This window comes from Mycobacterium sp. IDUB_24 (genome assembly GCF_055419385.1).
On sequence record NZ_JBVAXO010000001.1, the window covers coordinates 1189572 to 1213981 of the forward strand.

General features: G+C 66.0%; 25 protein-coding genes. 5 read left to right on the forward strand and 20 right to left on the reverse strand.

Annotated elements, in window-relative coordinates:
• Nucleotide 1: 1 nt before the first annotated feature.
• The 12 genes from ACZYZF_RS05745 to ACZYZF_RS05800 form a co-directional block, all read right to left on the reverse strand.
• On the reverse strand, nt 2–157 hold the full coding sequence (locus ACZYZF_RS05745; protein ID WP_463744204.1) for a hypothetical protein: 156 nt from the start codon (nt 155–157) through the stop codon (nt 2–4).
• 72 nt (nt 158–229) lie between these two features.
• The gene (locus tag ACZYZF_RS05750; RefSeq protein ID WP_463834813.1) at nt 230–1096 is read right to left on the reverse strand and encodes a hypothetical protein; all 867 of its coding nucleotides are present in this window, start codon (nt 1094–1096) and stop codon (nt 230–232) included.
• Complete coding sequence (locus ACZYZF_RS05755) at nt 1093–2124, reverse strand: hypothetical protein (protein WP_463834814.1); 1032 nt, start codon at nt 2122–2124, stop codon at nt 1093–1095. The genes ACZYZF_RS05750 and ACZYZF_RS05755 overlap by 4 nt, the downstream gene beginning before the upstream one ends.
• Nucleotides 2121–3158 carry a vWA domain-containing protein gene (locus ACZYZF_RS05760; protein ID WP_463834815.1) on the reverse strand — a complete coding sequence of 346 codons (1038 nt, stop codon included), beginning with the start codon at nt 3156–3158 and terminating at the stop codon, nt 2121–2123. Before ACZYZF_RS05760 ends, ACZYZF_RS05755 begins: the two co-directional genes overlap by 4 nt.
• Complete coding sequence (locus tag ACZYZF_RS05765) at nt 3155–4225, reverse strand: hypothetical protein (RefSeq protein ID WP_463834817.1); 1071 nt, start codon at nt 4223–4225, stop codon at nt 3155–3157. The genes ACZYZF_RS05760 and ACZYZF_RS05765 overlap by 4 nt, the downstream gene beginning before the upstream one ends.
• A complete protein-coding gene (locus tag ACZYZF_RS05770) occupies nt 4216–4689 on the reverse strand; it encodes a hypothetical protein (protein WP_463743122.1) in 474 nt (157 codons plus the stop codon). The genes ACZYZF_RS05765 and ACZYZF_RS05770 overlap by 10 nt, the downstream gene beginning before the upstream one ends.
• A complete protein-coding gene (locus ACZYZF_RS05775; RefSeq protein WP_463743121.1) occupies nt 4689–5579 on the reverse strand; it encodes a DUF58 domain-containing protein in 891 nt (296 codons plus the stop codon). The genes ACZYZF_RS05770 and ACZYZF_RS05775 overlap by 1 nt, the downstream gene beginning before the upstream one ends.
• A gap of 9 nt (nt 5580–5588) precedes the next feature.
• Nucleotides 5589–6593: an AAA family ATPase gene (locus tag ACZYZF_RS05780; protein WP_463834818.1), complete on the reverse strand. Its 1005-nt coding sequence runs from the start codon at nt 6591–6593 to the stop codon at nt 5589–5591.
• A 146-nt stretch (nt 6594–6739) separates the two neighbouring features.
• Nucleotides 6740–7489 carry a succinate dehydrogenase/fumarate reductase iron-sulfur subunit gene (locus ACZYZF_RS05785; protein WP_463743119.1) on the reverse strand — a complete coding sequence of 250 codons (750 nt, stop codon included), beginning with the start codon at nt 7487–7489 and terminating at the stop codon, nt 6740–6742.
• Nucleotides 7490–7491: 2 nt separating this feature from the next.
• A complete protein-coding gene (locus ACZYZF_RS05790; protein ID WP_463744126.1) occupies nt 7492–9396 on the reverse strand; it encodes a fumarate reductase/succinate dehydrogenase flavoprotein subunit in 1905 nt (634 codons plus the stop codon).
• Nucleotides 9397–9536: 140 nt separating this feature from the next.
• Nucleotides 9537–10367, reverse strand: coding sequence for a hypothetical protein (locus ACZYZF_RS05795; RefSeq protein ID WP_463743118.1), 831 nt, complete (start codon nt 10365–10367; stop codon nt 9537–9539).
• A 52-nt stretch (nt 10368–10419) separates the two neighbouring features.
• Entirely contained in the window at nt 10420–10716 is a 297-nt protein-coding gene (locus ACZYZF_RS05800; protein WP_166907934.1) for a hypothetical protein, read from the reverse strand.
• Between the two features lie 210 nt (nt 10717–10926).
• Here ACZYZF_RS05800 and ACZYZF_RS05805 point away from each other — a divergent pair, with 210 nt between their 5' ends.
• Together ACZYZF_RS05805 and ACZYZF_RS05810 are read left to right on the forward strand one after the other, a co-directional pair.
• Entirely contained in the window at nt 10927–11685 is a 759-nt protein-coding gene (locus ACZYZF_RS05805; protein ID WP_463834819.1) for an isocitrate lyase/PEP mutase family protein, read from the forward strand.
• 122 nt (nt 11686–11807) lie between these two features.
• On the forward strand, nt 11808–12284 hold the full coding sequence (locus ACZYZF_RS05810; RefSeq protein WP_463834820.1) for a hypothetical protein: 477 nt from the start codon (nt 11808–11810) through the stop codon (nt 12282–12284).
• Nucleotides 12285–12345: 61 nt separating this feature from the next.
• Here the strand turns inward: ACZYZF_RS05810 and ACZYZF_RS05815 are convergent, their stop codons facing one another.
• The gene (locus tag ACZYZF_RS05815) at nt 12346–13254 is read right to left on the reverse strand and encodes a DMT family transporter (protein WP_463743114.1); all 909 of its coding nucleotides are present in this window, start codon (nt 13252–13254) and stop codon (nt 12346–12348) included.
• Here ACZYZF_RS05815 and ACZYZF_RS05820 point away from each other — a divergent pair.
• From ACZYZF_RS05820 to nirD, 3 genes are all read left to right on the forward strand, one after another.
• Nucleotides 13253–14665 (forward strand): aminotransferase-like domain-containing protein, encoded by a 1413-nt coding sequence (locus tag ACZYZF_RS05820; protein WP_463834821.1) that lies wholly within the window; start codon nt 13253–13255, stop codon nt 14663–14665. The two genes, ACZYZF_RS05815 and ACZYZF_RS05820, sit on opposite strands and share 2 nt — an antisense overlap.
• A gap of 113 nt (nt 14666–14778) precedes the next feature.
• Complete coding sequence (gene nirB / locus ACZYZF_RS05825) at nt 14779–17373, forward strand: nitrite reductase large subunit NirB (RefSeq protein ID WP_463834822.1); 2595 nt, start codon at nt 14779–14781, stop codon at nt 17371–17373.
• Nucleotides 17370–17741 (forward strand): nitrite reductase small subunit NirD, encoded by a 372-nt coding sequence (gene nirD / locus ACZYZF_RS05830; protein ID WP_463743111.1) that lies wholly within the window; start codon nt 17370–17372, stop codon nt 17739–17741. The genes nirB and nirD overlap by 4 nt, the downstream gene beginning before the upstream one ends.
• On the opposite strand, the gene ACZYZF_RS05835 is transcribed toward nirD, so the two are convergent.
• The 7 genes from ACZYZF_RS05835 to ACZYZF_RS05865 all read right to left on the reverse strand — a co-directional run bounded on the left by ACZYZF_RS05835 (nt 17726) and on the right by ACZYZF_RS05865 (nt 24395).
• Nucleotides 17726–17977 carry a transcriptional repressor gene (locus tag ACZYZF_RS05835; protein WP_463743110.1) on the reverse strand — a complete coding sequence of 84 codons (252 nt, stop codon included), beginning with the start codon at nt 17975–17977 and terminating at the stop codon, nt 17726–17728. The two genes, nirD and ACZYZF_RS05835, sit on opposite strands and share 16 nt — an antisense overlap.
• Before the next feature lie 672 nt (nt 17978–18649).
• Entirely contained in the window at nt 18650–19345 is a 696-nt protein-coding gene (locus ACZYZF_RS05840) for a sirohydrochlorin chelatase (RefSeq protein WP_463834823.1), read from the reverse strand.
• Nucleotides 19342–20490, reverse strand: a complete 1149-nt coding sequence (locus tag ACZYZF_RS05845) for a uroporphyrinogen-III synthase (RefSeq protein WP_463834825.1) — start codon at nt 20488–20490, stop codon at nt 19342–19344. Before ACZYZF_RS05845 ends, ACZYZF_RS05840 begins: the two co-directional genes overlap by 4 nt.
• 34 nt (nt 20491–20524) lie before the next feature.
• A complete protein-coding gene (locus ACZYZF_RS05850; RefSeq protein WP_463834826.1) occupies nt 20525–21940 on the reverse strand; it encodes a nitrate/nitrite transporter in 1416 nt (471 codons plus the stop codon).
• 111 nt (nt 21941–22051) lie between these two features.
• Complete coding sequence (aac(2')-Ib, locus tag ACZYZF_RS05855; protein ID WP_463744125.1) at nt 22052–22642, reverse strand: aminoglycoside N-acetyltransferase AAC(2')-Ib; 591 nt, start codon at nt 22640–22642, stop codon at nt 22052–22054.
• A gap of 179 nt (nt 22643–22821) precedes the next feature.
• Entirely contained in the window at nt 22822–23706 is an 885-nt protein-coding gene (locus ACZYZF_RS05860; protein WP_463834827.1) for a 5-oxoprolinase/urea amidolyase family protein, read from the reverse strand.
• Nucleotides 23707–23723: 17 nt separating this feature from the next.
• Nucleotides 23724–24395: a 5-oxoprolinase subunit B family protein gene (locus ACZYZF_RS05865; RefSeq protein WP_463834828.1), complete on the reverse strand. Its 672-nt coding sequence runs from the start codon at nt 24393–24395 to the stop codon at nt 23724–23726.
• Between the last annotated feature and the right edge of the window lie 15 nt (nt 24396–24410).

Sequence of the window (24410 nt, forward strand, 5' to 3'; positions counted from 1 at the left end):
CTCAGGGGCGAGCGGCGAGTTCGTCGCGATATTTGGCGATTCGCTGTTCGATCTCGCCCGCATCGCCGGGGCGGCCCTCTTTTCGAGCCAGCTCGGCCCGGACCGACAGTTCCCGGATCGCGGTCCGGATCTCGTTGACGCTCTGAGTCTGTCCCATGCTCATGAAGCTGCCTTTCGACGCTCATTGGCTGCTTTCTCCGAGCCTACGCGCCGAATCTCGGTATCCGCTTCAGATCTCCTGCAAGCCGATGATGACCTTGCGGAACAACTGCGCGCCGGCCTCTTTCTGGGTGGGTGGGCAGGCCACGTTGACGATCATTCCCCGGACGAGGCCGTAGTAGTCGCATACCTCCTTCTTGCTGGTGGTCACCGCGAAGGAGTCGTCGGCCGCCGATTCGGGAGCATTGGTCACCACGTTGTCGACCGTGCCTGTGGTGGTCTCGACGACCTGCCCGAACTTCGTGACAGTCGTGGTCGTCTTCGCGTTCTGGCAGCGTTCATACCACTGGCGGGCGTAGTCGAGGCTGTTCGGATCCTTGGCGGGGAACACCGTGAGCACGAAGGACGTCCTGTCGTTCCCGTCCTGTGCCTTGTTGCCGCCGGGATCGTCGACCGGGAACATCAACCGTGAGATGCGGGCGTGCTCGTACCGCTCCGGGTCCTTTTTCTCGTTGAAGGTGAAATCGTATTTGCCGGTTTCGATGGGATCGTCTTTCCAGGTGCACCCGGGTGGTGACGACGTCTCCGTGTATTCCCGGTCCGGGTCGTAGGTGCCGTCCGACTGCCGCACCGACTTCGACGAGTCGTAGTCGGTGTAGCCCGGCGGATACAGCGAGTTGAAGTCGATCGCGTTGAGGATCATCGTCGGCGGCTTGTCGCTGAGTAGGGGCTTGCGGTCATGGGGGCTGTCCGCCTGCTCGACGGCGGCCGACCGCGGCCAGGCCAGCCAGGCCACCAGCGCCACGACCAGCAACGCCACGACCCCGATCCCGATGCTCCCGGTGACGATCGTCCGGCGGGACAGCTTGCGGGGGTTCGCGGCGCTCGGCGCTGCCGAATACGACCACTGGTTCGGCGCTCCGTCTGGCCCGGTCACGGCTGCGGTCCTGCCGTGTCGCACAGGGCCGCGGTCAGTCGTCCGAGTGGGGTGCCGTCAGGCTCGCAGTAGCCGGGCTGGCCGGCCTTGCGAAGCTCCACGTGGTCGGGATACTGCGGTGCCCCGTCGGTTTCGGTGCCCGGGGCCGTCCCCGGTGCCGGTGGACCCGGCGGTGGCGGTGGTGGTGGCGGGGCAGGCTGGTTGGGATCAGCAGGTGGCTGTTGTTGTTTGGCCTTGTCTTCCTGCTCTTTGGCCTGCTTCGCGGCCTCGGTCTTCTGCGCCACCTCCCGGTCGCGCAGCGTGATGCACTCCTTCATGCGGCCTTCGTCGTCCACGTAAGGGCAGGGCCCGGTTTTCGATTCCGTGAAGTCGATGCCTCCGCCGGGTGCCCGTTTGTAGTCGTAGCCGTCGGGAGTCTTGGTGAGGGCACCGGCCTTGAGTGCGGCGAGCTTGTTGGACAACCGCTCGGGTGTCTCCCCGACGAACGCCCGGACATCGGCGCTCGCGGACGGGAACGTCGCGAAGCAGCCGGTGTCGCCCTTGGCGGCCTCCACCGCGGGCGTGAGGATCTCTCGGGCCTTGGTGAAATGCCCCTGTTTGAGTTCGTTGTCGCTCAGGGTCTCCGACACGAGGGCGAAGTTGCCCCGCGGCGGACACGCGCTCGGCTCCTTCTCGTGTGCCGCCTTGAATTCTTCGAAGGCCCCGCGGATGTCGCCACGGAGCATGAGCAGGTCGCCGGCGGCAAACTTCTCCCGGAAACCGCGCCCGAAGTTGCCCACATCGATCCACTCGAGGGTGTTCTGCATCGCGCCGTCATCGCGGGCTGCGAACTGGCGCGGGAGCTTGTTGCCGAGGATGCCGACGCCGGCGACCTTCACTGCGAACAGGAGCAGCAGGACAAGTACGGGTATCGACCACAGCAGCAGCTTGCGCCGCAACTGCAGACGGCTGGGCCGGGGGACGGCGGGCTTCGTCTGCTCGGGCTCTTGACCCTGGCCGGCTTCGGCAGGTGGGAGCGTTTGCGTCATCTCGATACCGTCCCCCGTTTACGCCTCAGCCAGTGCCCCACCAGTCCATACAGCTCGACACCGAGAAGCACTGCGGCGAGCGCAGCGAAAAACCAGTAGTACTCGGTCCGGTCCGGATGCGGCACTTTCGGTATCACCGGGTCGGCCGGGACGGCCTGGGGCACGGTCGAGGGGAGTTCGTCGGCGCTGAACAATCCGCGCTCACGTTTGTGGAACGGAATCCCCAGGCTGTCGGCCGCGGTGTTGAGCGCCTCTTCGTTGAGTGGTACGTCGACCGTGTCGTAGTTGGCGCCGGCGTAGATCCGCGGTTTGACATCGTTGGTGCTGTAGCCGAACACGGCTCCGCCGGACACCTGGCCCTCGGGGATGTCGAAGGCCCACTCGCCGGGATCGCTGCCCGCGCCGAAGATGAAGACCAGATTCGCCGATCCGGGGTACGCGCGCGACGCGGCGTTGAGTTGTTCCTTCAACAGCGAATTCGCCGCTGCGACGTTGGTTTTCACCACCGCGTCAGCCGACCGTTCCCCATAGGGCTTGAAGTTCTGCAGGAACGGGGCCAGGCTCCACTCGTCGCGGGAGATCGGCCAGTCGACGCGGGCGGAATCGGCATAGGAGATCACGCTGAACCGGGCGTCCGGATATTTCGTGAGCACCATCTGGGCATCGGTGACGGCGCCCTTCATGCGTGATTCCAGGTCGCGGTAATCGGTCGATCCCGAGCTGCCGAAACCGTCGGCGGTCATGCCCGCCGAGCGGTCGATCACCAGGAACACGTTGATGTTCGATTCCTCGGCGGTGCTGGTGAGCCGGGGCGGGCGTTCGGCGCGGGATTCGTCACCGAGACGTGTGGCGGCCAGCCCGAGGCAGACGATCGCCAGCACGGCCATACCGAGCCGCAGCCATGCCCTTCGCTCCGGCATCCGGCCCTGCCGACGGGACGCGGCGATGGTCGCCGCCACCCTCAGGCCGATGGCCAGGAGTGCGAGCACGACGATCAGCCAGATCGGAAACACCGGGGCGACACTGAGTTTCACAGCCGCATCCCCAATCGTGCCGCGGCGAGCCCGACCGCTGCGATCAACGCAATCTGCAGCAGGATGTCCGGAACATCCCACTGGAACGGATGCTGTTCTTCTTTGCGCTCGTCATCGAGGGTGGACTGCGGCGGGTTCGACAGGATCTTGTCGACCGCACTCGACAGCTCTTCCTTCTGATTGTCGATCTTCTTCGGAGTGGCGGCATCGTTGTACCCGCCCACCTCGGTGTAGAGGTACTGCCGGCCCCCGGAATCCTTGACCAGCTTGTCGACCGATTCGCCGGTGAAGGTGCCGGGCACGATGGTGTTCACCTGGATCTTGGCGTCCTTGACGATCCCGGCCAGCATGGCGTCGGAATACGTCGGGGGAGTGTCGCTGTAGCTCTTGGTATCGCCGACATAGATGATCGTCCGGCCGCGACCGTTGTCGGATCCCACCGCGGGCAGACCCATGGCGCACATGGCGAGGGTGTCGTTGATCGTGCTGCGGGCGGAGACGCGGTCGAACAGTTCGGTATCGGTCGAGTAGGCCGCAGTGGGATCGTCTTTCGACGACGCGGCTTGGGCAACCCCGGCGATTTCACCGAGGCGCTGGGACACCCACGGGAGATCCGAGGTGACCGGGAAGTTGCGGTAGAACTCCTTGGTCATCCCGATGCGTTGGTTGCCGAACCCGTCCACCTTGTCGCGGAAGATCGTCATCAACTGATCGATGGCGAGCCCGTCTGACATTGTGATGCTGTAGTACGGCCCGAAGCACAGCATGATGTCGACGTGCGGGGTGTCCGAGCCGGCGAGCTGAGGTTCGTAGGTCTTGGTCGGTCGAACGGTCGCGCCGAGGAGCATGAAGACGGCGATGATCGCCAGCACCAGGGCCGCGACGGAAAGGCGTTCGTGCAAGCGTAGCGCCCGCTGATACTCGGGAAGCGTGGTGAGACGGAAAGACCTTGCCAGGTAGGGTAATTCACCTTGCCAGCCGTACCGGGTGCGTCGCATCGCGTACCACGCCGCGACACCGATACCGGCGATGATCGGTAGGAGCAGCAGCGGCCATTTCAGGTCCATGTCAGCACCGCCGTCCGCGCCGCGTCGACCACGCTGGGTACGGTGCGCGGGTCTGCCTCATCGAACTGTCCCGGATAGGTCATCGCCAGGACGTTCAGGGCGGGACCGGCCAGGGGGCTCTGGGCGACATCGGTGGCCGTCATGCGTCGCGCCTGATAGCCGGTACGAAAGTTGATGAAATTTCGGAAGATTCGGCTGATCTCGTGGAATGCCTCGCGGGTGGAGAGTTGGCCGTCGTGATGCTGCTGCTCAACCTTGCTCAGGGATCGGGAGAACTTGAATCGCAGCACCCGGTAGCTGATGTCACGGAGGACCGGGATGCGTCGCAGGACCTCGATCGGCAGTGTCCACACGATCACCCCGACGATCCAACCGACGACGAGCAGAACGAGCAGTGCAGCGCCGATCACCCACCACACCGAATAAGCCATTGGGGGGAACAGGAATTCGAGTGAACTGTGCATCAGCGCCGTCCCTCGCTCAGCACGGAAAGGGCCGGGGCGATGTCGGCCCGCGACGCGACCCGCACACACGGACTGTCGAGTTGCGCGATGAACGACTGCCATTCGGCCATCCGCGCGGCCTCGGCCCGGCGGTACGCGTCGAGCACCTTGGCGCCCAACACCGATGGCGTCAGAAGAGCTCTGCCGGTGGCGACATCCAGCACCTCGTCCGCGGTGCGCGGTTGGCCGAGGATGTCGAGATCTTCGATCAGAATCCAGTGAATAGCGTTGCGCCCCCGCACCGTCATCGCCGCGGCGACGAGTTCCGGTGTGACTTGGGGTTGATCGCAGACGATGTAGATCGAGTACCGCTTGTCGAGGGTGCCGGCGACGAACTCCAATTGCCTGACGATGTTGGACGGATTGCCGACCTCGATGTTGATGTGGCTGAGCAGGGTCAGCATCTGCTCGAGATGGTCCTCGCCGGTCTTGCCCGGCTCGATGGACGATCCTCGGTCGTCACCGTAGACCAGGCTGAGCTTGTCCCCCTGCGCCGAGGCGACCAGACCGACCGCCCCGAGGGAGAGGATCGCCAGATCGCGTTTGCTCTCCCCGCTGGGGGCATGGGCGAGCAGGTTCGCCCCCGTGTCGGCGATCAGCAGGAACTCCTGGGTCTTCTCGGCGACGTACCGGCGGACGACGAGGTGGGTGTTGCGCGCCGATGCCTTCCAGTCGATGTCGCGGACGTCGTCGCCGAAGGCGTACTCGCGCAGGTCGACGAAATCGTCGCTGCGGCCGAACTGCAGCGACGTGTGGCCGCCCTCCAGCACCCGGTGTGACCGCAGCCGCATCCCGACGGCCCGAGGGTCGAAATTGAGTTGGGCGCGGACCCGGTTGAGAATGTCCCCCATCGTGGCTCGCTACGGCGTCGGCACGCGGTGCAGGATGCCGTCGACGAGATACTCCGGTGTGATGCCTTGGGCCGAGGCCTGGAATTTCAGGATGATCCGGTGTCGGAGAACACGTTTGGCGACGGCCTTGACATCATCGGGTACGGCGTAGGGTCGGCCTTCCAGTAGCGCGTGTGCACAGGCGGCCCGGCACAGGGCGATGGTGGCGCGCGGGCTGGCGCCGAACTGGATGAGATCGGCCAGCTGGGGCTCCAGATAGTTCTTGGGGTGCCTGGTCGCGTTCACGATGTAGCTCGCGTACCTGACGATCGAGCGGTCGATGAACACCCGCCTGAACATGGCCTGCAGCCAGAGCACCCGCTGGGTGTCGAGCTGCCCGTTGCCGGCTTCCGGATGCGTGTCGAACACCCCGCCGGCGATCCGGGCGACGACTTCCTCTTCTTCCTCGGCCGTGGGGTAGGTGAGGATGTCTTTCAGCATGAAGCGGTCCATCTGCGCTTCTGACAGCTGATAGGTACCCTCCTGGTCGATCGGGTTCTGCGTCGCCAGCACCAGGAACGGGTTCGGCAGCGGATAGACGGTTCCGCCGATCGTGGTCTGACGCTCCTCCATGGCTTCCAGCATCGCGCTCTGGGTTTTGGCCGAGGACCGGTTGATCTCGTCGAGCAGCACGACGTTGGCGTGCACGGGACCGAACGAGACCTTGAACTCACCGTTCTTCTGGTCCCAGATCTGACCGCCGGTGATGTCACTGGGCAACAAGTCAGGGGTGCACTGGATGCGCTGGAACCGCGCGGCCAGGCTCTCGGCGAGGGTCTTCGCCGCGGTGGTCTTGGCCAGGCCGGGGACACTTTCCAGCAGGACGTGGCCGGAGGCGATGAGGCCGATAAGGAGGGACTGCTGCAGGGTTTTCTGGCCGACGATCTTTGCTGACAGCGCGTTCTGCAGGTATTGGATCGTCCCGCCGACCCGCTGGAGGTCCTCATGGGACAGCTGAGGTCCGGACAACTGCATGCGTATCCCCCGTCGCAGCGAGCGTGATGTCAGCTGAGCCTAGCAACGGTTGGCTGGGGGCGGGTGCACCAAATTTTTCGCCGAGCGTGCGCTCAGATCCGGCAATCGCTTCGGATCGCGATCTGAGCGCACGCTCGGCGAAGTATCTACTTTCGGAACAGCTTGTTGCCCAACCACACAATCGGGTCGTACTTGCGGTCGGCCACCCGTTCCTTCATCGGGATCAGCGCATTGTCGGTGATCTTGATGTTCTCCGGGCAAACCTCGGTGCAGCACTTGGTGATGTTGCAGTAGCCCAGCCCGAACTCCTCCTGAGCCATGTCCTTGCGGTCCAGGACGTCGAGCGGGTGCATGTCCAACTCGGCGATCCGCATGTGAAACCGCGGGCCGGCGAACGCCTCTTTGTTCTCCTCGTGGTCGCGGACCACGTGGCAGACGTTCTGGCACAGGAAGCATTCGATGCACTTGCGGAATTCCTGGCTGCGCTCGACGTCTTCTTGCTGCATCCGGTACTCACCGGGCTGCAGGTCCTTCGGCGGGGTGAATGACGGGATCTGGCGGGCCTTTTCGTAATTGAACGAAACATCGGTGACCAGGTCGCGCATCACCGGGAACGTCCGAAGGGGCGTGATGGTGACGGTTTCGGACGGGTCGAATGTCGACATCCTGGTCATGCACAGCAGCCGGGGGCGGCCGTTGATCTCCGCCGAGCAGGATCCGCACTTGCCGGCCTTGCAGTTCCACCGCACCGCGAGATCGCCGGCCTGGGTGGCCTGCAGGCGGTGGATGATGTCGAGCACCACCTCACCGTCGTTCACTTCGACGGTGTAGTCCTGTAACCCGCCGCCGGTGTCGTCGCCGCGCCAGACGCGCAGGTTCGCGTTGTAGGCACTCATGCTCAGCCCTTCCGATCGGGGTGCTCGGCCAGTTCTTGTGCGGTGTAATACTTTTCGAGTTCGGACAGCTCGAACGTGGCCAGCAGGTCTTCGCGCATCGGCAGCTGCTGCTCCGGCGTCACCGTCACATCCGGCACTACCTGATCTTCGCCGTCGACATCCGCACGGCACACCAACAGGGTGTGCCGCCAGTCGGCGTCCATCTCGGGATAGTCATCGCGGGTGTGCCCGCCACGGCTCTCGGTCCGGGCCAGCGCGGCCTTGGCGACGCACTCGCTGACCAGCAGCATGTTGCGCATGTCGATCGCCAGGTGCCAGCCCGGGTTGAAGACGCGACCACCCTCGACGCTGACGTTGTGCACACGGGTCCGCAGCTCGGCGAGCTTGGCCAGCGCTTGCTCGATCTCTTCGGCCTTGCGGATGATGCCGACCAGGTCGTTCATGCACTGTTGCAGCTCGGCATGCAGCGTGTACGGATTCTCCGGGTGCGAGTGAGATTCGAACGGCGCCAACGCCAATTCGGTGGCCTCGATGAGCGCGGCTTCCGACACCTTGGGCCGCTCCGGCAGCGCCTGCACGTAGTCGGCGGCACCGAGCCCGGCGCGTCGACCGAATACCAGTAGATCCGAAAGGGAGTTTCCGCCAAGGCGGTTCGAGCCGTGCATACCACCCGAGCACTCGCCTGCTGCGAATAAACCGGGCGTGCCGGCTCCACCGGTATCCGGATCCACCTCGATACCGCCCATCACGTAGTGACAGGTGGGGCCGACTTCCATCTCGTCCTTGGTGATGTCCACCTCGGCGAGCTCCATGAACTGGTGGTACATCGACGGCAGCCGGCGCTTGATCTCTTCGGTCGTCATACGCGAGGCGATGTCGAGGTAGACCCCGCCGTGCGGCGAGCCGCGGCCCGCCTTGACCTCGGAGTTGATGGCGCGGGCCACCTCGTCGCGGGGGAGCAGGTCAGGGGTGCGGCGGGCGGAGTCGTTGTCCTTGAGCCACTGGTCGGCTTCTTCCTCGGTCTCGGCGTACTGGCCCTTGAACACCGCGGGGATGTAGTCGAACATGAACCGCTTGCCCTCGGAGTTCTTGAGCACTCCGCCGTCGCCGCGGACACCTTCGGTGACCAGGATGCCCTTCACCGACAACGGCCACACCATGCCGGTCGGGTGGAACTGGATGAACTCCATGTTGATCAGGCCCGACCCGGCGCGCAGTGCCAGGGCGTGGCCGTCGCCGGTGTACTCCCAGGAGTTCGACGACACCTTGAAGGACTTGCCGATACCGCCGGTGGCCAGCACGATCGCGGGGGCCTCGAACAACACGAACTTGCCGGTCTCGCGGTAGTAGCCGAAGGCCCCGGCGATCCGGTCACCATCTTTGATCAGGTCCGTGATGCTGCACTCGTGGAAGACCCGGATGCGCGCGTCGTAATCGCCGAGCTCGCGGTAGTCCTCCTGCTGCAGGGAGACGATCTTCTGCTGCAAGGTGCGGATGATCTCGAGTCCGGTGCGGTCGCCGACGTGGGCCAGGCGCGGATAGGTGTGGCCGCCGAAGTTGCGCTGGCTGATCCGGCCGTCCTTGGTCCGGTCGAACAGCGCGCCGTAGGTCTCCAGCTCCCACACCCGGTCCGGGGCTTCTTGCGCGTGCAGTTCGGCCATCCGCCAGTTGTTGAGGAACTTGCCGCCGCGCATGGTGTCACCGAAGTGCACCTGCCAGGAGTCCTTGGTGTTGACGTTGCGCATCGCCGCCGCGCAGCCGCCCTCGGCCATCACGGTGTGGGCCTTGCCGAACAACGACTTGGTCACCACCGCGACCCGCAGGCCGCGTTCGCGTGCCTCGATCACGGCGCGTAGTCCAGCTCCACCGGCACCGATCACGACTACGTCGTAGGAGTGGCGTTCTATTTCCGATGAGCCGCTTGCGCGAAGAGCATCAGGGTCCGATGAGCCGCTTGCGCGAAGAGCGTCAGGGTCCGATGAGCCGCTTGCGCGAAGAGCATCAGGAGAAGTCATGCAGTCTTTATCCCTTATTGTGTAATTGGTTGTTAACCAACAAATCTCAGGTCCGAGATGGTGCCGCTGGCAACCAACATGATGTAGAAGTCCGTCAGCATCAGGGTGCCCAGCGTGATCCATGCGTACTGCTTGTGGCGGACGTTGAGCCTACTGATCTGCGTCCACATCCAGTACCGCACAGGGTGTTTGGAGAAGTGTTTGAGGCGTCCGCCCGCGACGTGACGGCACGAATGGCAGGACAGCGTGTAGACCCACAGCATGATGACGTTGCCCAGCAGGATGAGATTGCCGAGCCCGAATCCGAAGCCGCTGGCGGTCTGGTCCGAGTGGAACGCGACGATCGCGTCGTAGGTGTTGATGAGCGAGATGATGCCGGCGATGTAGAAGAAGTACCGGTGGGTGTTCTGGATGATCAGCGGCAGCCGGGTCTCGCCGGTGTAGCGGGCGTGCGGTTCGGCGACCGCGCACGCGGTGGGCGACTGCCAGACCGAGCGGTAATAGGCGCCGCGGTAGTAGTAGCAGGTCAGCCGGAACAGCAGCAGGAACGGCAGTGAGAAGGCCGCGTAGGGCAGCCACCACACATCGGGGAGGACCTGTGGCCAGAAGTGGCTGGCCTCGGGGGTGCAGCCCTGGCTGACGCACGGTGAGTAGAACGGCGTCAGATAGTTGTACTGCGGTACGTAGTAATTGCTCTGCAGGAAAGCGCGCACAGTCGCATAGATGACGAACGCGGCGAAGCCGAGATCGACGACCAGGGGCGACTGCCACCACCGATCGGTACGGAGGGTGCGCTCGGGGATCTGCGCTCGTGTGGACGAGAAGACCCCGGTCGCACGACGGTCAGCAGTGGGTGCGCTCACGGTTCCCTTTCTTCAGTTTCAGTTGTTCTCCGGGCGGCAGGCGCCCGTCAGCTCAGCGATATCCGCCGAGACCCTCGTCAGCGACGTCCTGCCAGAACTCGCTTCCGTATTGGGTGTCGGGGATGCCGATCTTTTCTCGGCCTGGTTTTTGGCGAGTCACGCCGTGACGCATCTCCAACTCCTCGGCGTCGATGTCCAACCGCTCGATGTCGTTGAGGATCCGCTCGGCGTCGTTCACGACGCGGCGCATGGCGGGGGAATCCCCGTACTTCGACGCCAACGTGGTGACGCAACGACGCATGTCGCCGATCAGGTTGTGGAGTTCGGAGAACTCAGTGGTGGTGGACAAGTGACCTCCTCGGGCTGAAGGTGTCGGGGCTCACAGTACGACAACCAATGCTAGCGACATCACGATCGGGACGTGATGCGCATCACGTCATGGCTCCGACTTGCAGTTGGTGAGAAGAGCTCCCGGGAACCGGGGTCGTACTGTTGGTTTCGTCGGCTTCGCGGCCGGCCGAAGGACATTGAGCAGGACATCTGAGCACCTGGAGGACCTATGAGTGAGACCACGTTGCAGGAGCGGGCCGCGGCCCTGCTGGCGCTGCACCAACCCGGCAACCCCGTTGTGCTGCCCACGGTCTGGGATGCCTGGTCGGCCCGGTTGGCAGTCGGCGAAGGATTCTCCGCGCTCACGGTGGGTAGTCACCCGCTGGCCGAATCCATCGGCAAGCCCGACGGCGAGGGAATGTCATTCGACGACCTGCTGGCCCGGGTGCGTCAGATTACCGACGCGGTGGATGTGCCGGTGTCGGTGGACATCGAATCCGGCTATGGCGAGCGGCCCGAGCGGCTGATCGAGGGCCTGCTCGACGTCGGCGCGGTCGGCTTCAACCTTGAGGACACCGTGCACAAGGAGGACAAGCGGCTGCGCAGTCCGGCTGAGCATGCCGAGTTGGTCGGGCAGTTGCGCGCGGCCGCTGACGCCGCGGGCGTGCACGTGGTGATCAACGCGCGCACCGATCTGTTCCTGCGCAAAGACGGGGACGCCGCCGATCGTGTGGACCGGGGGATCGCCCGCCTGTCCGAGGCGGCCGCCGCCGGCGCCGATTCGTTGTTCCCGGCCGGGCTTGCCGACCCGGAAGGGTTGGGGCGCTTCGTTTCTGCCGTTTCGCTGCCGGTCAGCGTGACTGTTCCGGCCGATTCCGCCGACCTCGCCGCGTTGGCGGCCATCGGCGTGGGGCGGATTACCTTCGGACCGTTCCTGCAGGCCGTGCTGAGTGCGCGGGCCAAGGAGGTGCTCGGACGCTGGCGGTAGCCGCGCTCGATCAGCCGAGTCGATCGGCCATTTGCGCGAACTTCCGCTTCTCGACGTGCGATCTGTGCCAATAATGACGCACTGATACGTCGAGCAGGCGGGATGCAGCGATGGGTTGGCGCATGAGAAGTGTGGTGACACTGGGTGCGGTCGGTGGGGTGGTGCTCGGCGGGATCGGTGCGATCCCGGCTGGGGCGACGACGATGGTGCCGTTGTCGAACCACATCCGGGGGTGCGATTTCCAGAAGGGCCTGTTCCTCGACGGTATGGGGTCGGGCAGCGGGGGCGGGTTCGCCCACGTCGGATCTGACGGCGCTCAGGTAAGTGCCCAGGTGACGCTGCAGTCGGCCACGGCGGGCACCGACTACCAGGTCAGGCTCATCCAGCTGCCACGGTCGTCGGTGGCGACGTGCAACGTCGGAGATCCCGGCGTGGCGGGCGGAGTGCTGCATACCGATGCCGCTGGGACGGCCACCATCACTGTCTCCGGACCGGCGATGGACGGTGCCACCGAGGCCTGGGTGTCGGTCGAAGGCCCCCCGGCGCCCGGACGCATACGCAGCGACGTGTACAGCTCGGACTACCCGGTAAAACTCTGATTCATGCGAAAGCCGTTGGGATCCAAGGGTTTCCACCGGCTTTCGGTGTCAGGTCGGTGAATCACCGGAGGCGGACACGGACGGCCAGCGCGGCGCACCCGATGACCACGGCGCCGCCGAGCGCCGTCGACCAGGTCAGTCGTTCGTGTAGTACCAGCGCGGCCCAGCCGATCGTCATCACGGGCTGGATCAACTGCACCTGACTCACCTGGGTCATCGGTCCGATGGCAAGGCCGCGGTACCAGGCGAAGAAGCCCAGATACATGCTGACCACCGCGAGGTAGCCGAACGCCGCCCACTGTCCCGGCGTCGCGTGCGGCGGCTGCTGCACGACGGTCAGCGCGGTCAAGCCCAGCATCACCGGCGCCGCGACCACCAGGGCCCAGGACACGGTCTGCCAGGCGCCCAGTTCCCTGGCCAGCAACCCGCCTTCGGCATACCCGACGGCCGCCGAGAGCACCGCTCCGAACAGCAGCAGGTCCGGCCAGCTCAGGTGGCCGAGTCCGGCGCCGTGCACCATGGCGAACACCACTGCCGCCGCAGCCCCGGCGGCGGCCAACGTCCAGAACGCTGCGGGCGGACGCTCGTGTCCGCGGAGAACCGCGCACACCGCTGTGGCGGCCGGAAGCAGTGCGACCACGATGGCACCGTGGCTGGCCGGAACCACCGTGAGCGCATAGGAGGTCAGTAGCGGAAACCCGGCGACGACACCGGCGGCGACCACGGCCAACCGCGCCCACTGCCGGCCCCTGGGCAGTGCCTGTCGGGTCAGGGTCAGGGCGGCCACCGCGATGGCGGCGGCGACGACGGCACGTCCGGCACCGATGAACAGCGCCGACAGTCCGCCGTTGGCGACCTTGGTGAACACAATGGTGAACGAGAACGCCGTCACCCCGAGCAATCCCCACCACAATCCCGCGTGGGATAGCGCCGACGAACTATTCCGAGTAGCGCTACTCTGTATCAACATGGATAACGATAGCACTGAGCGCATCGTGTCCGGCCTGCGAAAGTGGATCACCGCCGCGCCGCCGGGCGCGCAGCTGCCGTCCAACCGCGCTCTGGTGGCGGAGTACGCGGCCAGCCCGGTGACGGTGGCCAAGGCCATGCGCACGCTGCGGAGCCAGGGGCTGGTGGAGAGCCGGCCGGGGGTCGGGACGTTCGCGCGGACGGTGCGCAGCGCGCGTCTTCCGGACTATGGCTGGCAGACGGCCGCTCTGCGGTCGCCGCAGGCGCGGATCCCGGCATTGTCGACTCCGCTGCGCAGCGTCGCGCCCGACCTGATCGCGTTGCACACCGGCTATCCCGTCAGTGAATTGCTTCCTCGGCGACTGGTCCGCACCGCAATCACGCGCGCCGCCCGGGGGGATGCTGCGCTGAGCCCGGCACCTGCGCCCGGCCGGCCCGACCTGCAGGCCTGGTTCGCCCAGGAACTGGCCGAGGCGTTCGGCGCCGGCGTCACCGCGCCGACGGCACGTGAGGTGATCGTGCTGCCCGGGAGTCAGAGCGGTCTGAGCTCGATCTTTCGCGCGCTGGTCGGGTTCGGGCAGCCGATGCTGATCGAGTCGCCCAGTTACTGGGGAGCCATTCTGGCGGCGGCCCAGTGCGGCGTGCGTTTGGTGCCCGTGCCGGCCGGGCCGAGAGGGCCTGAGCCCGAGGAACTTTCACGCGCATTCGCCGAGACCGGTGCCCGGGTGTTCTACGCTCAGCCGAATTTCGCCAATCCGACCGGCACCCAATGGGATCCAGAACTGGCCGGCCAGGTGCTGGAGGTGGTGCGCAGTCACGGCGCCTTCCTGATCGAGGATGACTGGGCCCATGACTTCGGCATCGACAGCACGTCCAGGCCGGTGGCAGCATCCGACGACGCGGGCCACGTCGTCTACCTGAGGTCGCTGACCAAGAGCGTTTCGCCGTCGATCCGGGTGGCGGCGTTGGTGGCCAGAGGTCCTGCGCGCGACCGGATTCTGGCCGATCGCGGTGCGGAGTCGATGTATGTCAGTGGGTTGTTGCAGGCAGCCGCGCTGGATGTGGTGACCCAGCCGGCCTGGCGGACCCATCTGCGTGACGTGCGTCAGCAGTTGCGGACCAGGCGTGACCTGCTGATTGCCGCGCTGACCGAGCATGCGCCCGGCGTGCAGTTGGAACAGGTGCCCCGCGGCGGGCTGCACCTGTGGCTGCGCCTGCCCGATGCGATCAACCTGCAGCGATTGGTGCGTGAGTGTGAGGCCGAGTCGGTGCTGGTCGCGGCAGGCAATGAGTGGTTCCCCGCCGAGCCGTCCGGGCCATACCTGCGGCTCAACTTTTCCGGGCCCGATCCGCAGCGCTTCGACGAGGCTGCCCGGGTCATCGGCCGGGCGCTGGCCGATCAATCGGGCTGACCGGCGCACCGCGACGCAATCTCACATGTGCGGCGCGCGGGCCGTGAGCACACCGTGACGGGTGATTCACACAGGGCGACATTTCGGCAACGTCAGGTTCCTAATCTCGCCGTATGTCGTCAACACAGAACGTCGTGGTCATCGGACACGGCATGGTGGGACACCGCTTCGTCGAGGCGCTGCGGTCTCGTGACGCTGCGGGCACCTGGCGGATCACCGTCCTGTCCGAGGAAGCCGACGCGGCCTATGACCGCGTCGGCCTGACCGGTTACACCGAACACTGGGACCGGGGCCGGCTGGCCCTGCCGGGTAATGACTACGCCGGTGACGACCTGGTCGACCTGCGGCTGGGCTGTGCGGTGGCCGAGATCGACCGCGACGCGAGGACCGTTGTGACCGTCGACGGCCAGAGCATCGATTACGACGCGCTGGTACTGGCCACCGGCTCGTATGCCTTCGTGCCGCCGGTGCCCGGTCACGACCTGCCGCACTGCCACGTCTATCGCACGCTGGACGACCTGGATGCCATTCGGGCCGGCGCGCAGGCCGCGCGCGATTCGAAAACGCCTGTCGGTGTGGTGATCGGTGGCGGCCTGCTCGGCCTTGAAGCCGCGAATGCGTTGCGCGCGTTCGGGCTGTCGACCCACGTGTTGGAGATGTCGCCGCACCTGATGGCCGCCCAGCTGGATCCGGCCGGCGGCGCACTGCTGAACCGGATGATCCGGGGCCTCGGCATCGAGGTGCACACCGGAGTCGGCACCGAGAGCATCCAGCCGGTGCAGCGGCACAAGCCGCTGAAGAAATCCCAGACCGACGACTCGGTCCGGGTGTCGCTCAATGACGGCAGCAGCGTCGACGCCAGCGTGATCGTGTTCGCGGCCGGTGTGCGTCCCCGCGACGAGCTGGCCCGTCAAGCAGGTCTCGACATCGCGCAGCGCGGCGGCGTCATGACCGATCTATCCTGTGTGACAAGCGATCCCAGTATCTACGCGATAGGCGAGGTGGCTGCGATCGAGGGGCGCTGCTACGGCTTGGTCGGACCCGGATACACCAGCGCCGAGGTGGTCGCCGACCGGTTGCTCGGCGGCTCGGCCGAGTTCCCCGAGGCCGATATGTCCACCAAGCTGAAGCTGCTCGGCGTGGATGTGGCCAGCTTCGGCGATGCCCAGGGCCGGACCCCCAACTGCCTGGACGTCGTCGTCAACGATCCGGTGAAGAAGACCTACGCCAAGCTGGTTCTCTCCGATGACGCCAAGACGCTGCTCGGCGGCGTCCTGGTGGGTGACGCGTCGGCCTACGGGGTGCTGCGTCCGATGGTGGCCAGTGAGCTGCCCGGCGATCCGCTGTCGTTGATCGCACCGGCCGCTGACGGCGCGGCTGGGGCCTCGGCCCTGGGTGTTGGTGCGCTCCCTGATATCGCGCAGATCTGCTCGTGCAACAACGTGACCAAAGGTGATCTCAAGGAAGCCATCTGCGGCGGCTGCACCGATGTCCCCGGCCTGAAGAAGTGCACGCTGGCCGGCACCTCGTGCGGATCCTGTGTTCCGCTGCTCAAGCAGTTGCTGGAATCCGAGGGGGTCGAGCAGTCCAAGGCGCTGTGTGAGCACTTCAGCCAGTCGCGGGCTGAACTCTTCGAGATCATCAGCGCCACCGAGATTCGGACGTTCTCCGGCCTGATCGAGCAGTTCGGTACCGGAAAGGGTTGCGACATATGCAAACCCACCGTCGCTTCGATCCTGGCCTCCACCAGCTCCGATCACGTGCTTTCCGGAGAGCAGGCCTCGCTGCAGGACTCCAACGACCACTTCTTGGCCAACATCCAGAAGAACGGCAGCTACTCGGTGGTGCCACGGTCGCCCGGCGGGGAGATCACCCCCGAGCAGCTGATTCTGATCGGCGAAATCGCAAGGGATTTCGATCTTTACACCAAGATCACCGGCGGCCAGCGCATCGACATGTTCGGGGCGCGCGTCGAACAGCTGCCTGAGATCTGGCGACGGCTGGTCGAGGGCGGCATGGAATCCGGTCAGGCGTACGGGAAGTCGCTGCGCACCGTCAAGAGCTGTGTCGGCAGTACCTGGTGCCGGTACGGGCAACAGGATTCGGTGAACATGGCCGTGGAGATCGAGAAGCGGTACCGGGGTCTGCGCTCACCGCACAAGATCAAGATGGCGGTCTCGGGGTGCGCACGCGAATGTGCCGAAGCGCAGAGCAAGGACGTCGGCGTCATCGCCACCGAACAGGGCTGGAACCTGTACGTGTGCGGCAATGGCGGCATGTCGCCGCGGCACGCCCAGCTGCTCGCCGGGGATCTCGATGACGAGACTCTGATCCGCTACATCGACCGCTTCCTGATGTTCTACATCCGAACCGCCGACCGCCTGCAGCGCACCGCGCCGTGGCTGGAGGCGATGGATTCCCCTGGGGGTGGAACGGGACTCGACCACCTGCGCGACGTCGTATGCAACGACTCGCTCGGCCTGGCAGCCGAATTCGAGGCGGCCATGGAGCGGCACGTCGACGGCTACGCCTGCGAGTGGAAGGGCGTCCTGGAGGACCCGGAGAAGCTGTCTCGCTTCGTGTCGTTCGTCAACGCACCCGACGTCGACGATCCCACCATCACGTTCACCGAACGGGCGGGCCGCAAGGTGCCGGGCGCTACCGACATCGGGATGCCGAAGGTCCGTGGATTCCAGGAGGCGAAATGACCTTGCTCGACGACAGCAAAGACGTCGACGCCCTTCCGTTCTCGGGATGGACGACGGCCTGCCGCTACGACTTTCTGATGCCGTGTCGTGGCGTCGCGGTGCTGCTGCCCGACGGTTCGCAGGCGGCACTGTTCCGTCTCGATGACGGCTCGTTGCACGCAGTCGGCAATATCGACCCGTTCTCCGGTGCAGCGGTGCTGTCCCGGGGGATCGTGGGTGACCGTGGCGGGTGCGCGACTGTGCAGTCGCCGATCAAGAAGCAGGCCTTCGCGCTCGAAGACGGCCGTTGCCTCGATGACGCCGCCGTGGTGATACCGGTCTACCGGACGCGGGTCACGCCGGGCGGGTTCGTTCAGCTGGCGGCCTGATCGGCCGCCCGGCTCCAGTGGGCGTCACGTCCTTGGAGCTTGCGGCGCTCCACGGCGCCGCGTCGTTCGAGCACCGTCAGATTGCGGTACACCGACTCGATCACGACGGGTGCGCGGAAATGCGCGTGCATATCGTCGCGTAGCTGTGCGGTCGTCATCGGCCGGGACGTGCGTTCCAAGGTGTTCAGCAGGTGTTCACGCAGACGTTCGGCCGGGACCCGGTTACCGGGTCGCACGGCCGAGTTCGCCGCCGTGGCGGGCAGCGCCCACCGGTTTTGTCACCTGCACTTTTACCTGCTCTTCCGCCGAATAGCCCGATGATCGCGCTAACGATAGCTGAGTATTCGACCCGGATCTGACACCGCGAGCCCCCGGCAAACGATGGGGAAATTTGTTGCCGCGTCAACCTCCTGTACAGGGGCGGTTTCGGTGCGGAATTTGCCAGAATTGCACCATCGGTGAATGTCACCAAAGGTGTGGTGCGTCCCTCGCTGGCTAACTAGAATAGTTCGCTGGGTGTGTTTAGACTCCCTCTCAATAAGCGTCGTCGGAGGGGCTGACAAGGGATGTTTGCGCGTTCGGTGTTGAATCTGGTGGGGGCGGCAGCGATGCTGGGCGCACTCGGGGCAACGTTGGTGCCTCTGGGTTTGAATGCCGTGGATCGCACAGGTGAACCCATTCCGTGCGGTAACGGAGCACGTCCGGATTACCAAGTTGCCGCCCAACAGGACCGCCTGAACCTGGACCAACACACACTCGCCGGGCCCGGATACCTGGCCAGTGATTACGTCGAGCAATGTTCGGCGATGATCGGTGCACGGCGATCTGCGACGTTCTCCGTTGCGGGGGCCGGCGCAGCACTCTTGATCGTGGGATGGACCGGGCCGCTCCTGGTGCGGTCGATCCGGCTAAGCCGCGGCGGGCAGGCTCAGTACCCCGGCGCGGCGGAAGCGGTTCGCAATCAGCCGGACCATGCCGGGGTGGGTGCCCAGTGGTTCACTGACGAGGTCGGCGCCGGATTTACGCAGCCGGTCCTGGAAAAGCCCGTCGGCGAGCAGGTAGGACGCCACAGCTATGCGGCGATGGCCGCGTCCGCGCTGCGCGGCGACGGCTTCGGCCACACTCGGCGCGCCGGTGGCGGCGAAGGCCAGTTCTACGCGATCGCCGGTCATCGCTGACAGCAGCGCGGCGGTGCGCCGAAGGTCGGATTGGGCATTTCGGTCCGAGGTGCCCGCCGCCGCCAGAATCACCGAATCGCCTGGCCGCCATCCCGATTCGACCAGCCGATCAGCGAGAACCCGGACCGTACCCGGGCATGGGCCCAGCGGCTCGGTGACGGTGACGGCCGGGTGCCCGCTGGCCGTCACGTGGGCGGGCACATCGACGCGGACGTGATAACCGGCGGCCAGGAAGGCCGGTACCACCACCGCCGGGCAGTCCATGGGCAGGGACGTCAGAACCTCGCTGGGGGCCGGCCCGACGACGTCGACGAACGAGACGTGCACCGGCCGGCCCAGCAGGTCGGACACCCGCGCGGCGAGATCGCCGATCATCGTCACGCCGCCCGGCTTGCGGGTTCCGTGCGCCACCAGGACCAGGCTCATGTCCGGACCATCTCGGCTTCGTCCACGGCCAGCCGGTAACCGCGCTTGACGACCGTCGACACGATGTTCTTGTCTCCCAATGCAGTACGAAGTCGCAGCACCGCGGTTTCCACGGCGTGGGTATCGGTTCCGGTGCCCGGCAGAGCGCTGAGCAGATCGAACCGTGACACCACCGCCCCCGGCCGTTGCGACAGTGCGCGGATGGTCGCCATCGAAGCCGGTGACAGTGACTTGACCGCGCCGTCGACCAGGACACAGGTGCCCCGGATCTCGAGCGAGTGTCCCGCGACCCGCACGGTACGCGCCTGCAGCAGTGGCAACTCGTCGGTGATGTGACGGGCCAAGGCGCCCAACCGCATCCGTTCCGGTGCCGAGGTCGGCACGCCGAGCCGCACCAGCGGCCGTGCGGTGACCGGGCCGACGCACATGGCGTGCACGTCGCTGCGCAGCGCTGACAGCACCCGGTCGGCGATGTCCATCTCGGTGGCGCGCATCAAGACCGACGCAACCGCCATGGCCGAGGTGAAACTCACTGCGTCGAAACGTCGTTCGGCGATCCCGGTGACCATCTGGTCGAACTCGCCGTCCCGTGGCGCGGGATGCCAGCGGTAGACCCGGATCGGCACCACTTCGGCGCCGGCCGCCCGGAGTTCGTCGAGAAATTCGGGGAACGGGTCCCACTCGTCGGTGGCACCGTGCAACTGCACGGCGATCCGTTGCCCTGAAATGCCCTGCTCGATCAGGTAGCGCAACACCTCGCGGGAAGATTCCGATTCGGGCGACCATTCCTCGGGCAGGCCCGCCGCCCGCAACGCCCCGGTGGCTTTCGGGCCGCGGGAGACGATGCGGGCCTTGCCCAGCGCGTCTGTGAGCTCGCCGTCCAGGCCCCAGCCGTCCGCTGCGGCGATCCAACCGCGGAACCCGATCCCGGTGGTGGCCACCACGATGTCTGGTGGCACCTCGATGAGCGACGCGGTGTGGGCGCGCAGTTCGTCGTCGTCGGGCAGCGGAACCATCGTGATGGCGGCCGCGCTGGTCACCGTCGCGCCACGGCGGGTGAGCAGTGCGCTCAGCTCGTCGGCACGTCGGGCTGAGGTCACCGCCACCCGAAAGCCGGTGAGCGGTGCCCAGTCGGGCTCGGTCATGGGTCCAGTGAAGGCATCGCGTGTTTCCAAGTGATTACCCGGCCATTGCGGAGGCGTGTCGGTCGTCCGGGGCTGGTGTGACGCCCGTCGCAGCAGGACGGCGGACGTAGCGGAACCAGGTGCATGCGGAGGCCAGCACGTAGAACGCGAGGAAGATGCAGAACGCCGCGGTGGCCGATCCGCTCGACAGATAGGACTGGCGCAGCGCCATGTTGATGCCGAATCCGCCCAGGGCCCCGATCGCACCGGCGAAGCCGATCAGTGCGCCGGACATCGACCGCGACCAGTGCTGCCGTGCTTCCTCGCTCATGTCCAGCGAGTGGCTGCGGGCCTCGAAGATGGACGGGATCATCTTGTAGACCGAGCCGTTGCCCAGGCCGCTGAGCAGGAACAGGGCGACGAATCCGATGACGTAGCCGGCCATCATCAGGCCGTTGGCCGCAGCGGCGGTGTGGTCGTCGAACATGCTGATCGCGACCAGCATCCCGGCAGCCAGGATCATGCCGCCGAACACCGCAAGGGTCACCCGGCCGCCGCCGATCCGGTCGGACAGCTTGCCGCCGTAAACCCGGGACAGTGAGCCGAGCAGCGGGCCGACGAACGCGATCTGCGCGGCATGCAGCGAGGCCTGCGCCGCGGTCTGTCCGCCCGCGGCGAAGTTGATCTGCAGCACCTGGCCGAAGGCGAACGAGAACCCGATGAACGATCCGAAGGTGCCGATGTAGAGCAGCGAGATCACCCAGGTATCACGTTCGGCCAGAATGGATTTCATCGCACCCAAGTCGATCTTGTGTTGTTCGAGGTTGTCCATGTACAACGCCGCGCCGATACCGGCCACGGCCAATGCCACGAGGTAGATGGCGCATACCCAGTATGGGGAGCGGTTACCCGCGGTGGCGATGACGAGCAGACCGACCAGCTGGATCATCGGTACGCCGATGTTGCCGCCGCCCGCATTCAGGCCCAGCGCCCAGCCTTTGAGTCGTTGTGGGTAGAAGGCATTGATGTTGGTCATCGACGAGGCGAAGTTGCCGCCACCGAAGCCGGCCAGGGCCGCACAGATCAGGTAGGGCCACAGCGGCAGGCCCGGATTGGCCAGCAGCGCCATTGTTCCGACCGTGGGGATCAGTAGGACGAAGGCCGAGAACACCGTCCAGTTGCGGCCGCCGAAGGTGGCGGTGGCCAGCGTGTAGGGGATGCGCAGGCAGGCGCCCACCAGGGTGGCGGTGGCACCCAGCAGGAACTTGTCGCCGGCCGAGAAGCCATAGACGGCCTCGGGCATGAACAGGACCATCACCGACCAGATGGACCAGATCGAAAAGCCGACGTGTTCGGCGAATACCGACCAGATCAGGTTGCGCCGCGCGATGTACTTGTTTCCGGCTTCCCAAGCCAACGTGTCCTCGGGATCCCAATTGGTGATGCGATTCGACTTCAGCAGAGTGGGCATGGCGCACACGCTAGGAAGCGTTTATTGCCCGAATGCGCCCTGCGGTGACCCGGTCGTGAAATTCCGCTCACCTGCTCACATGCACAGGTGTGAGCCTGTGCATTCTGGTGGTTACCAGACGTCCCCGTCGCGCCAATCGCAGGTGATCTCCGCGGTGGTGTCGAAGTCCAGGCCGGCAGGCAGGTCGATCGGCAGCACGAACACGGACCCGTCATCGTCGGGGGTACGCGTCACGCCGGTCGGCTGCAGCACCGAGGTCGGGCCCTGCCAGGGCAGCCAGCCGCGGGCGAGATACATGTCGGTGGCCGTGTCGGCAGAGCTCAGCGCGCCGAGTTGATAGGCGCCGCGCAGCACCTGTTCGATAGCGTCCATCACGGCGGTGGCCAGGCCCTGGCCGCGCCAATCCTCGCGGACCGCCACGGCTTCCACGTAGCCGCACCGCAGCGCGGTGTCGCGGTAGATCAGGCGACGCTGGACCACGGCGGCATGTGCGATCAGGGCGCCGTGATGGCAGATCAGCGCGTGCATGCCACCGAGTGAGTGCTCCCAGTCGGCGTCACTGAAGTCGCCCTCGAACGCTTCGATGACCATGCGCCGGGCGCCCTCGCGGGTCTCGTGGTCGAGATCAGAGGTGTGAACCAGACGCGCGGTGTGCAGGATCCCGCCGCTGACGCGTGGTGCACTGACATCCTGGATGGGCACACCCATGTTCTACCAGCGCCGCGCGCCGGTGTCTCTACGTTGCTTGCCGTCCAGCGCATAGGCCAAACTCCGCTGGGGGCGTGCTCCCCAGGCGCCGCTTTCTACACCTGGGTCGTTGATCGCCGGGATCGCAACCCTGACGTAGAAAATGACGACAGGAATGATCCAGACGGCTGGCTCTAGTCCGCGAACGGTCGGCGCGGGTGTGCCCAATGCAGCCGCACGGTCTGTCCGGGGCGGACCTGGCCCAGCTTGTCGATGTCCTCGTCGGTCACCACACCGATCACCGGATAGCCGCCGGTGACGGGGTGGTCGGGTCCGAGAATCACCGGAAAACCGTTGGGCGGTATCTGGATTGCTCCGCGGGTCGCGCCCTCGCTGGGGAGCTGGCGGTCGGGCCAACGGTAGTCCAGGGGCATGCCGACCAGGCGCATCCCGACCCGGTCGCTACGGGTGGTCACCTGCCAGTTGGTCCGTATCAGAACGTCCGGGTCGACGAACCAGTCGTCGCGCGGGCCGGGCACCACATTGAGTTCCAGCACGTCGTCACTGATCGAGGCGACCGGGGCCTGATCCGTTTCGGGCAGGTCGGAGGTGTGCTCACCGACCGGCAGGATGTCACCTGCTTGCAGCGGGGCCGGCCCGATCGCCGACATCACGTCATAGCTCCGTGAACCCAGGACGGGCTCGACGGCGATGCCGCCGCGGACCGCCAGGTAGCTGCGCAGTCCCGAGTGCGGTGCGCCCAGCGAGATCACCTCGCCGTCATGAACGTGATGAATACTGTTGGTGCCGAACGGAATACCATTGACCGCCGGGTCCGTGTCGGCGCCGGTGACTGCGATGGAGATGTCCCCGCCGACCACCCGGGCGGAGAACCCGCCGAACATCACCTCGATGGTGGCGTGTTCACCGGGGTTGGCGACCAGTCGGTTGGCCAATGTGTGGGACCGCCGATCGGCGGCACCCGAGCGGGTGACGCCGAGGTGGGCCATGCCGGGCCGGCCGAGGTCCTCGACCAGAGCCAGCGGTCCGGTGCGCAGAACTTCCAGTGTCGTCGTCATGGTGTCCTCCTCGCTGACTAGCCGATGGCCCGGAACTGCACCCACGTACCCGGGGTGAGCAGTGCGGGTTGGTCCCGATGTACGTCGAACAACACCGCGTCGGTGCGCCCGATCAACTGCCAGCCGCCGGGCGACTGTCGCGGGTAGATGCCGCTGAACTCACCGGCCAGTGCCACCGCCCCGGGCGGGACGTTGGTGCGGGGCTCGGCTCGGCGCGGGACCTGTAGGCGTTCGTCACCGCCTACCAGGTAGGCGAATCCGGGTGCGAAGCCCATGAATCCGACCTGCCACTGGCTGCCGGTGTGTGCCGCGATCACCTCGTCCGGAGTCAGCCCGGTCAGTGCCGCCACATCACGCAGATCGGCGCCGTCGTAGATCACGTCGATGGTCACGTCGGCCTGGCCGACCGGGCGGACCGGGGCTGACCCGGGTTGCAGCTGCAACTTGCCCAGCCGCTGCCGCGTGGGGGCCTGGTAGCGGGGATCGGCCAGTTTGATCAAGATCGTGCGTGACGCCGGCACGATATCGATCACACCGAGCAGTTGGGCCGCTGTGAGACTGGCGGTCCACGCCAAAACATCGGCAGTGCTGTCGAACTCGAGCAGCAGAGCCTGATCGCCATAGTCGCGAGCGGTGCCCGGGTTCAGGCTTGGTCCCGTCGCGTCCATCACCTCTGATGTCACACTCATGACCTGAAGCTACCC

Bases quoted from the DNA above. Each gene is read 5' to 3' on its own strand.
- ACZYZF_RS05785 (WP_463743119.1), bottom strand. From the start codon at position 7,489: ATGAGTGCCTACAACGCGAACCTGCGCGTCTGGCGCGGCGACGACACC.
- ACZYZF_RS05840 (WP_463834823.1), bottom strand. From the start codon at position 19,345: ATGAGCCTGGTCCTGGTGGCGCACGGAACCCGCAAGCCGGGCGGCGTG.
- ACZYZF_RS05805 (WP_463834819.1), top strand. From the start codon at position 10,927: ATGAGTGAGACCACGTTGCAGGAGCGGGCCGCGGCCCTGCTGGCGCTG.
- ACZYZF_RS05765 (WP_463834817.1), bottom strand. From the start codon at position 4,225: ATGGACCTGAAATGGCCGCTGCTGCTCCTACCGATCATCGCCGGTATC.
- ACZYZF_RS05745 (WP_463744204.1), bottom strand. From the start codon at position 157: ATGGGACAGACTCAGAGCGTCAACGAGATCCGGACCGCGATCCGGGAA.
- ACZYZF_RS05865 (WP_463834828.1), bottom strand. From the start codon at position 24,395: ATGAGTGTGACATCAGAGGTGATGGACGCGACGGGACCAAGCCTGAAC.
- ACZYZF_RS05810 (WP_463834820.1), top strand. From the start codon at position 11,808: ATGAGAAGTGTGGTGACACTGGGTGCGGTCGGTGGGGTGGTGCTCGGC.
- ACZYZF_RS05775 (WP_463743121.1), bottom strand. From the start codon at position 5,579: ATGGGGGACATTCTCAACCGGGTCCGCGCCCAACTCAATTTCGACCCT.
- ACZYZF_RS05815 (WP_463743114.1), bottom strand. From the start codon at position 13,254: ATGTTGATACAGAGTAGCGCTACTCGGAATAGTTCGTCGGCGCTATCC.
- ACZYZF_RS05845 (WP_463834825.1), bottom strand. From the start codon at position 20,490: ATGACCGAGCCCGACTGGGCACCGCTCACCGGCTTTCGGGTGGCGGTG.
- nirB (WP_463834822.1), top strand. From the start codon at position 14,779: ATGTCGTCAACACAGAACGTCGTGGTCATCGGACACGGCATGGTGGGA.
- ACZYZF_RS05780 (WP_463834818.1), bottom strand. From the start codon at position 6,593: ATGCAGTTGTCCGGACCTCAGCTGTCCCATGAGGACCTCCAGCGGGTC.
- nirD (WP_463743111.1), top strand. From the start codon at position 17,370: ATGACCTTGCTCGACGACAGCAAAGACGTCGACGCCCTTCCGTTCTCG.
- ACZYZF_RS05820 (WP_463834821.1), top strand. From the start codon at position 13,253: ATGGATAACGATAGCACTGAGCGCATCGTGTCCGGCCTGCGAAAGTGG.
- ACZYZF_RS05850 (WP_463834826.1), bottom strand. From the start codon at position 21,940: ATGCCCACTCTGCTGAAGTCGAATCGCATCACCAATTGGGATCCCGAG.
- ACZYZF_RS05860 (WP_463834827.1), bottom strand. From the start codon at position 23,706: ATGACGACGACACTGGAAGTTCTGCGCACCGGACCGCTGGCTCTGGTC.
- ACZYZF_RS05755 (WP_463834814.1), bottom strand. From the start codon at position 2,124: ATGACGCAAACGCTCCCACCTGCCGAAGCCGGCCAGGGTCAAGAGCCC.
- ACZYZF_RS05770 (WP_463743122.1), bottom strand. From the start codon at position 4,689: ATGCACAGTTCACTCGAATTCCTGTTCCCCCCAATGGCTTATTCGGTG.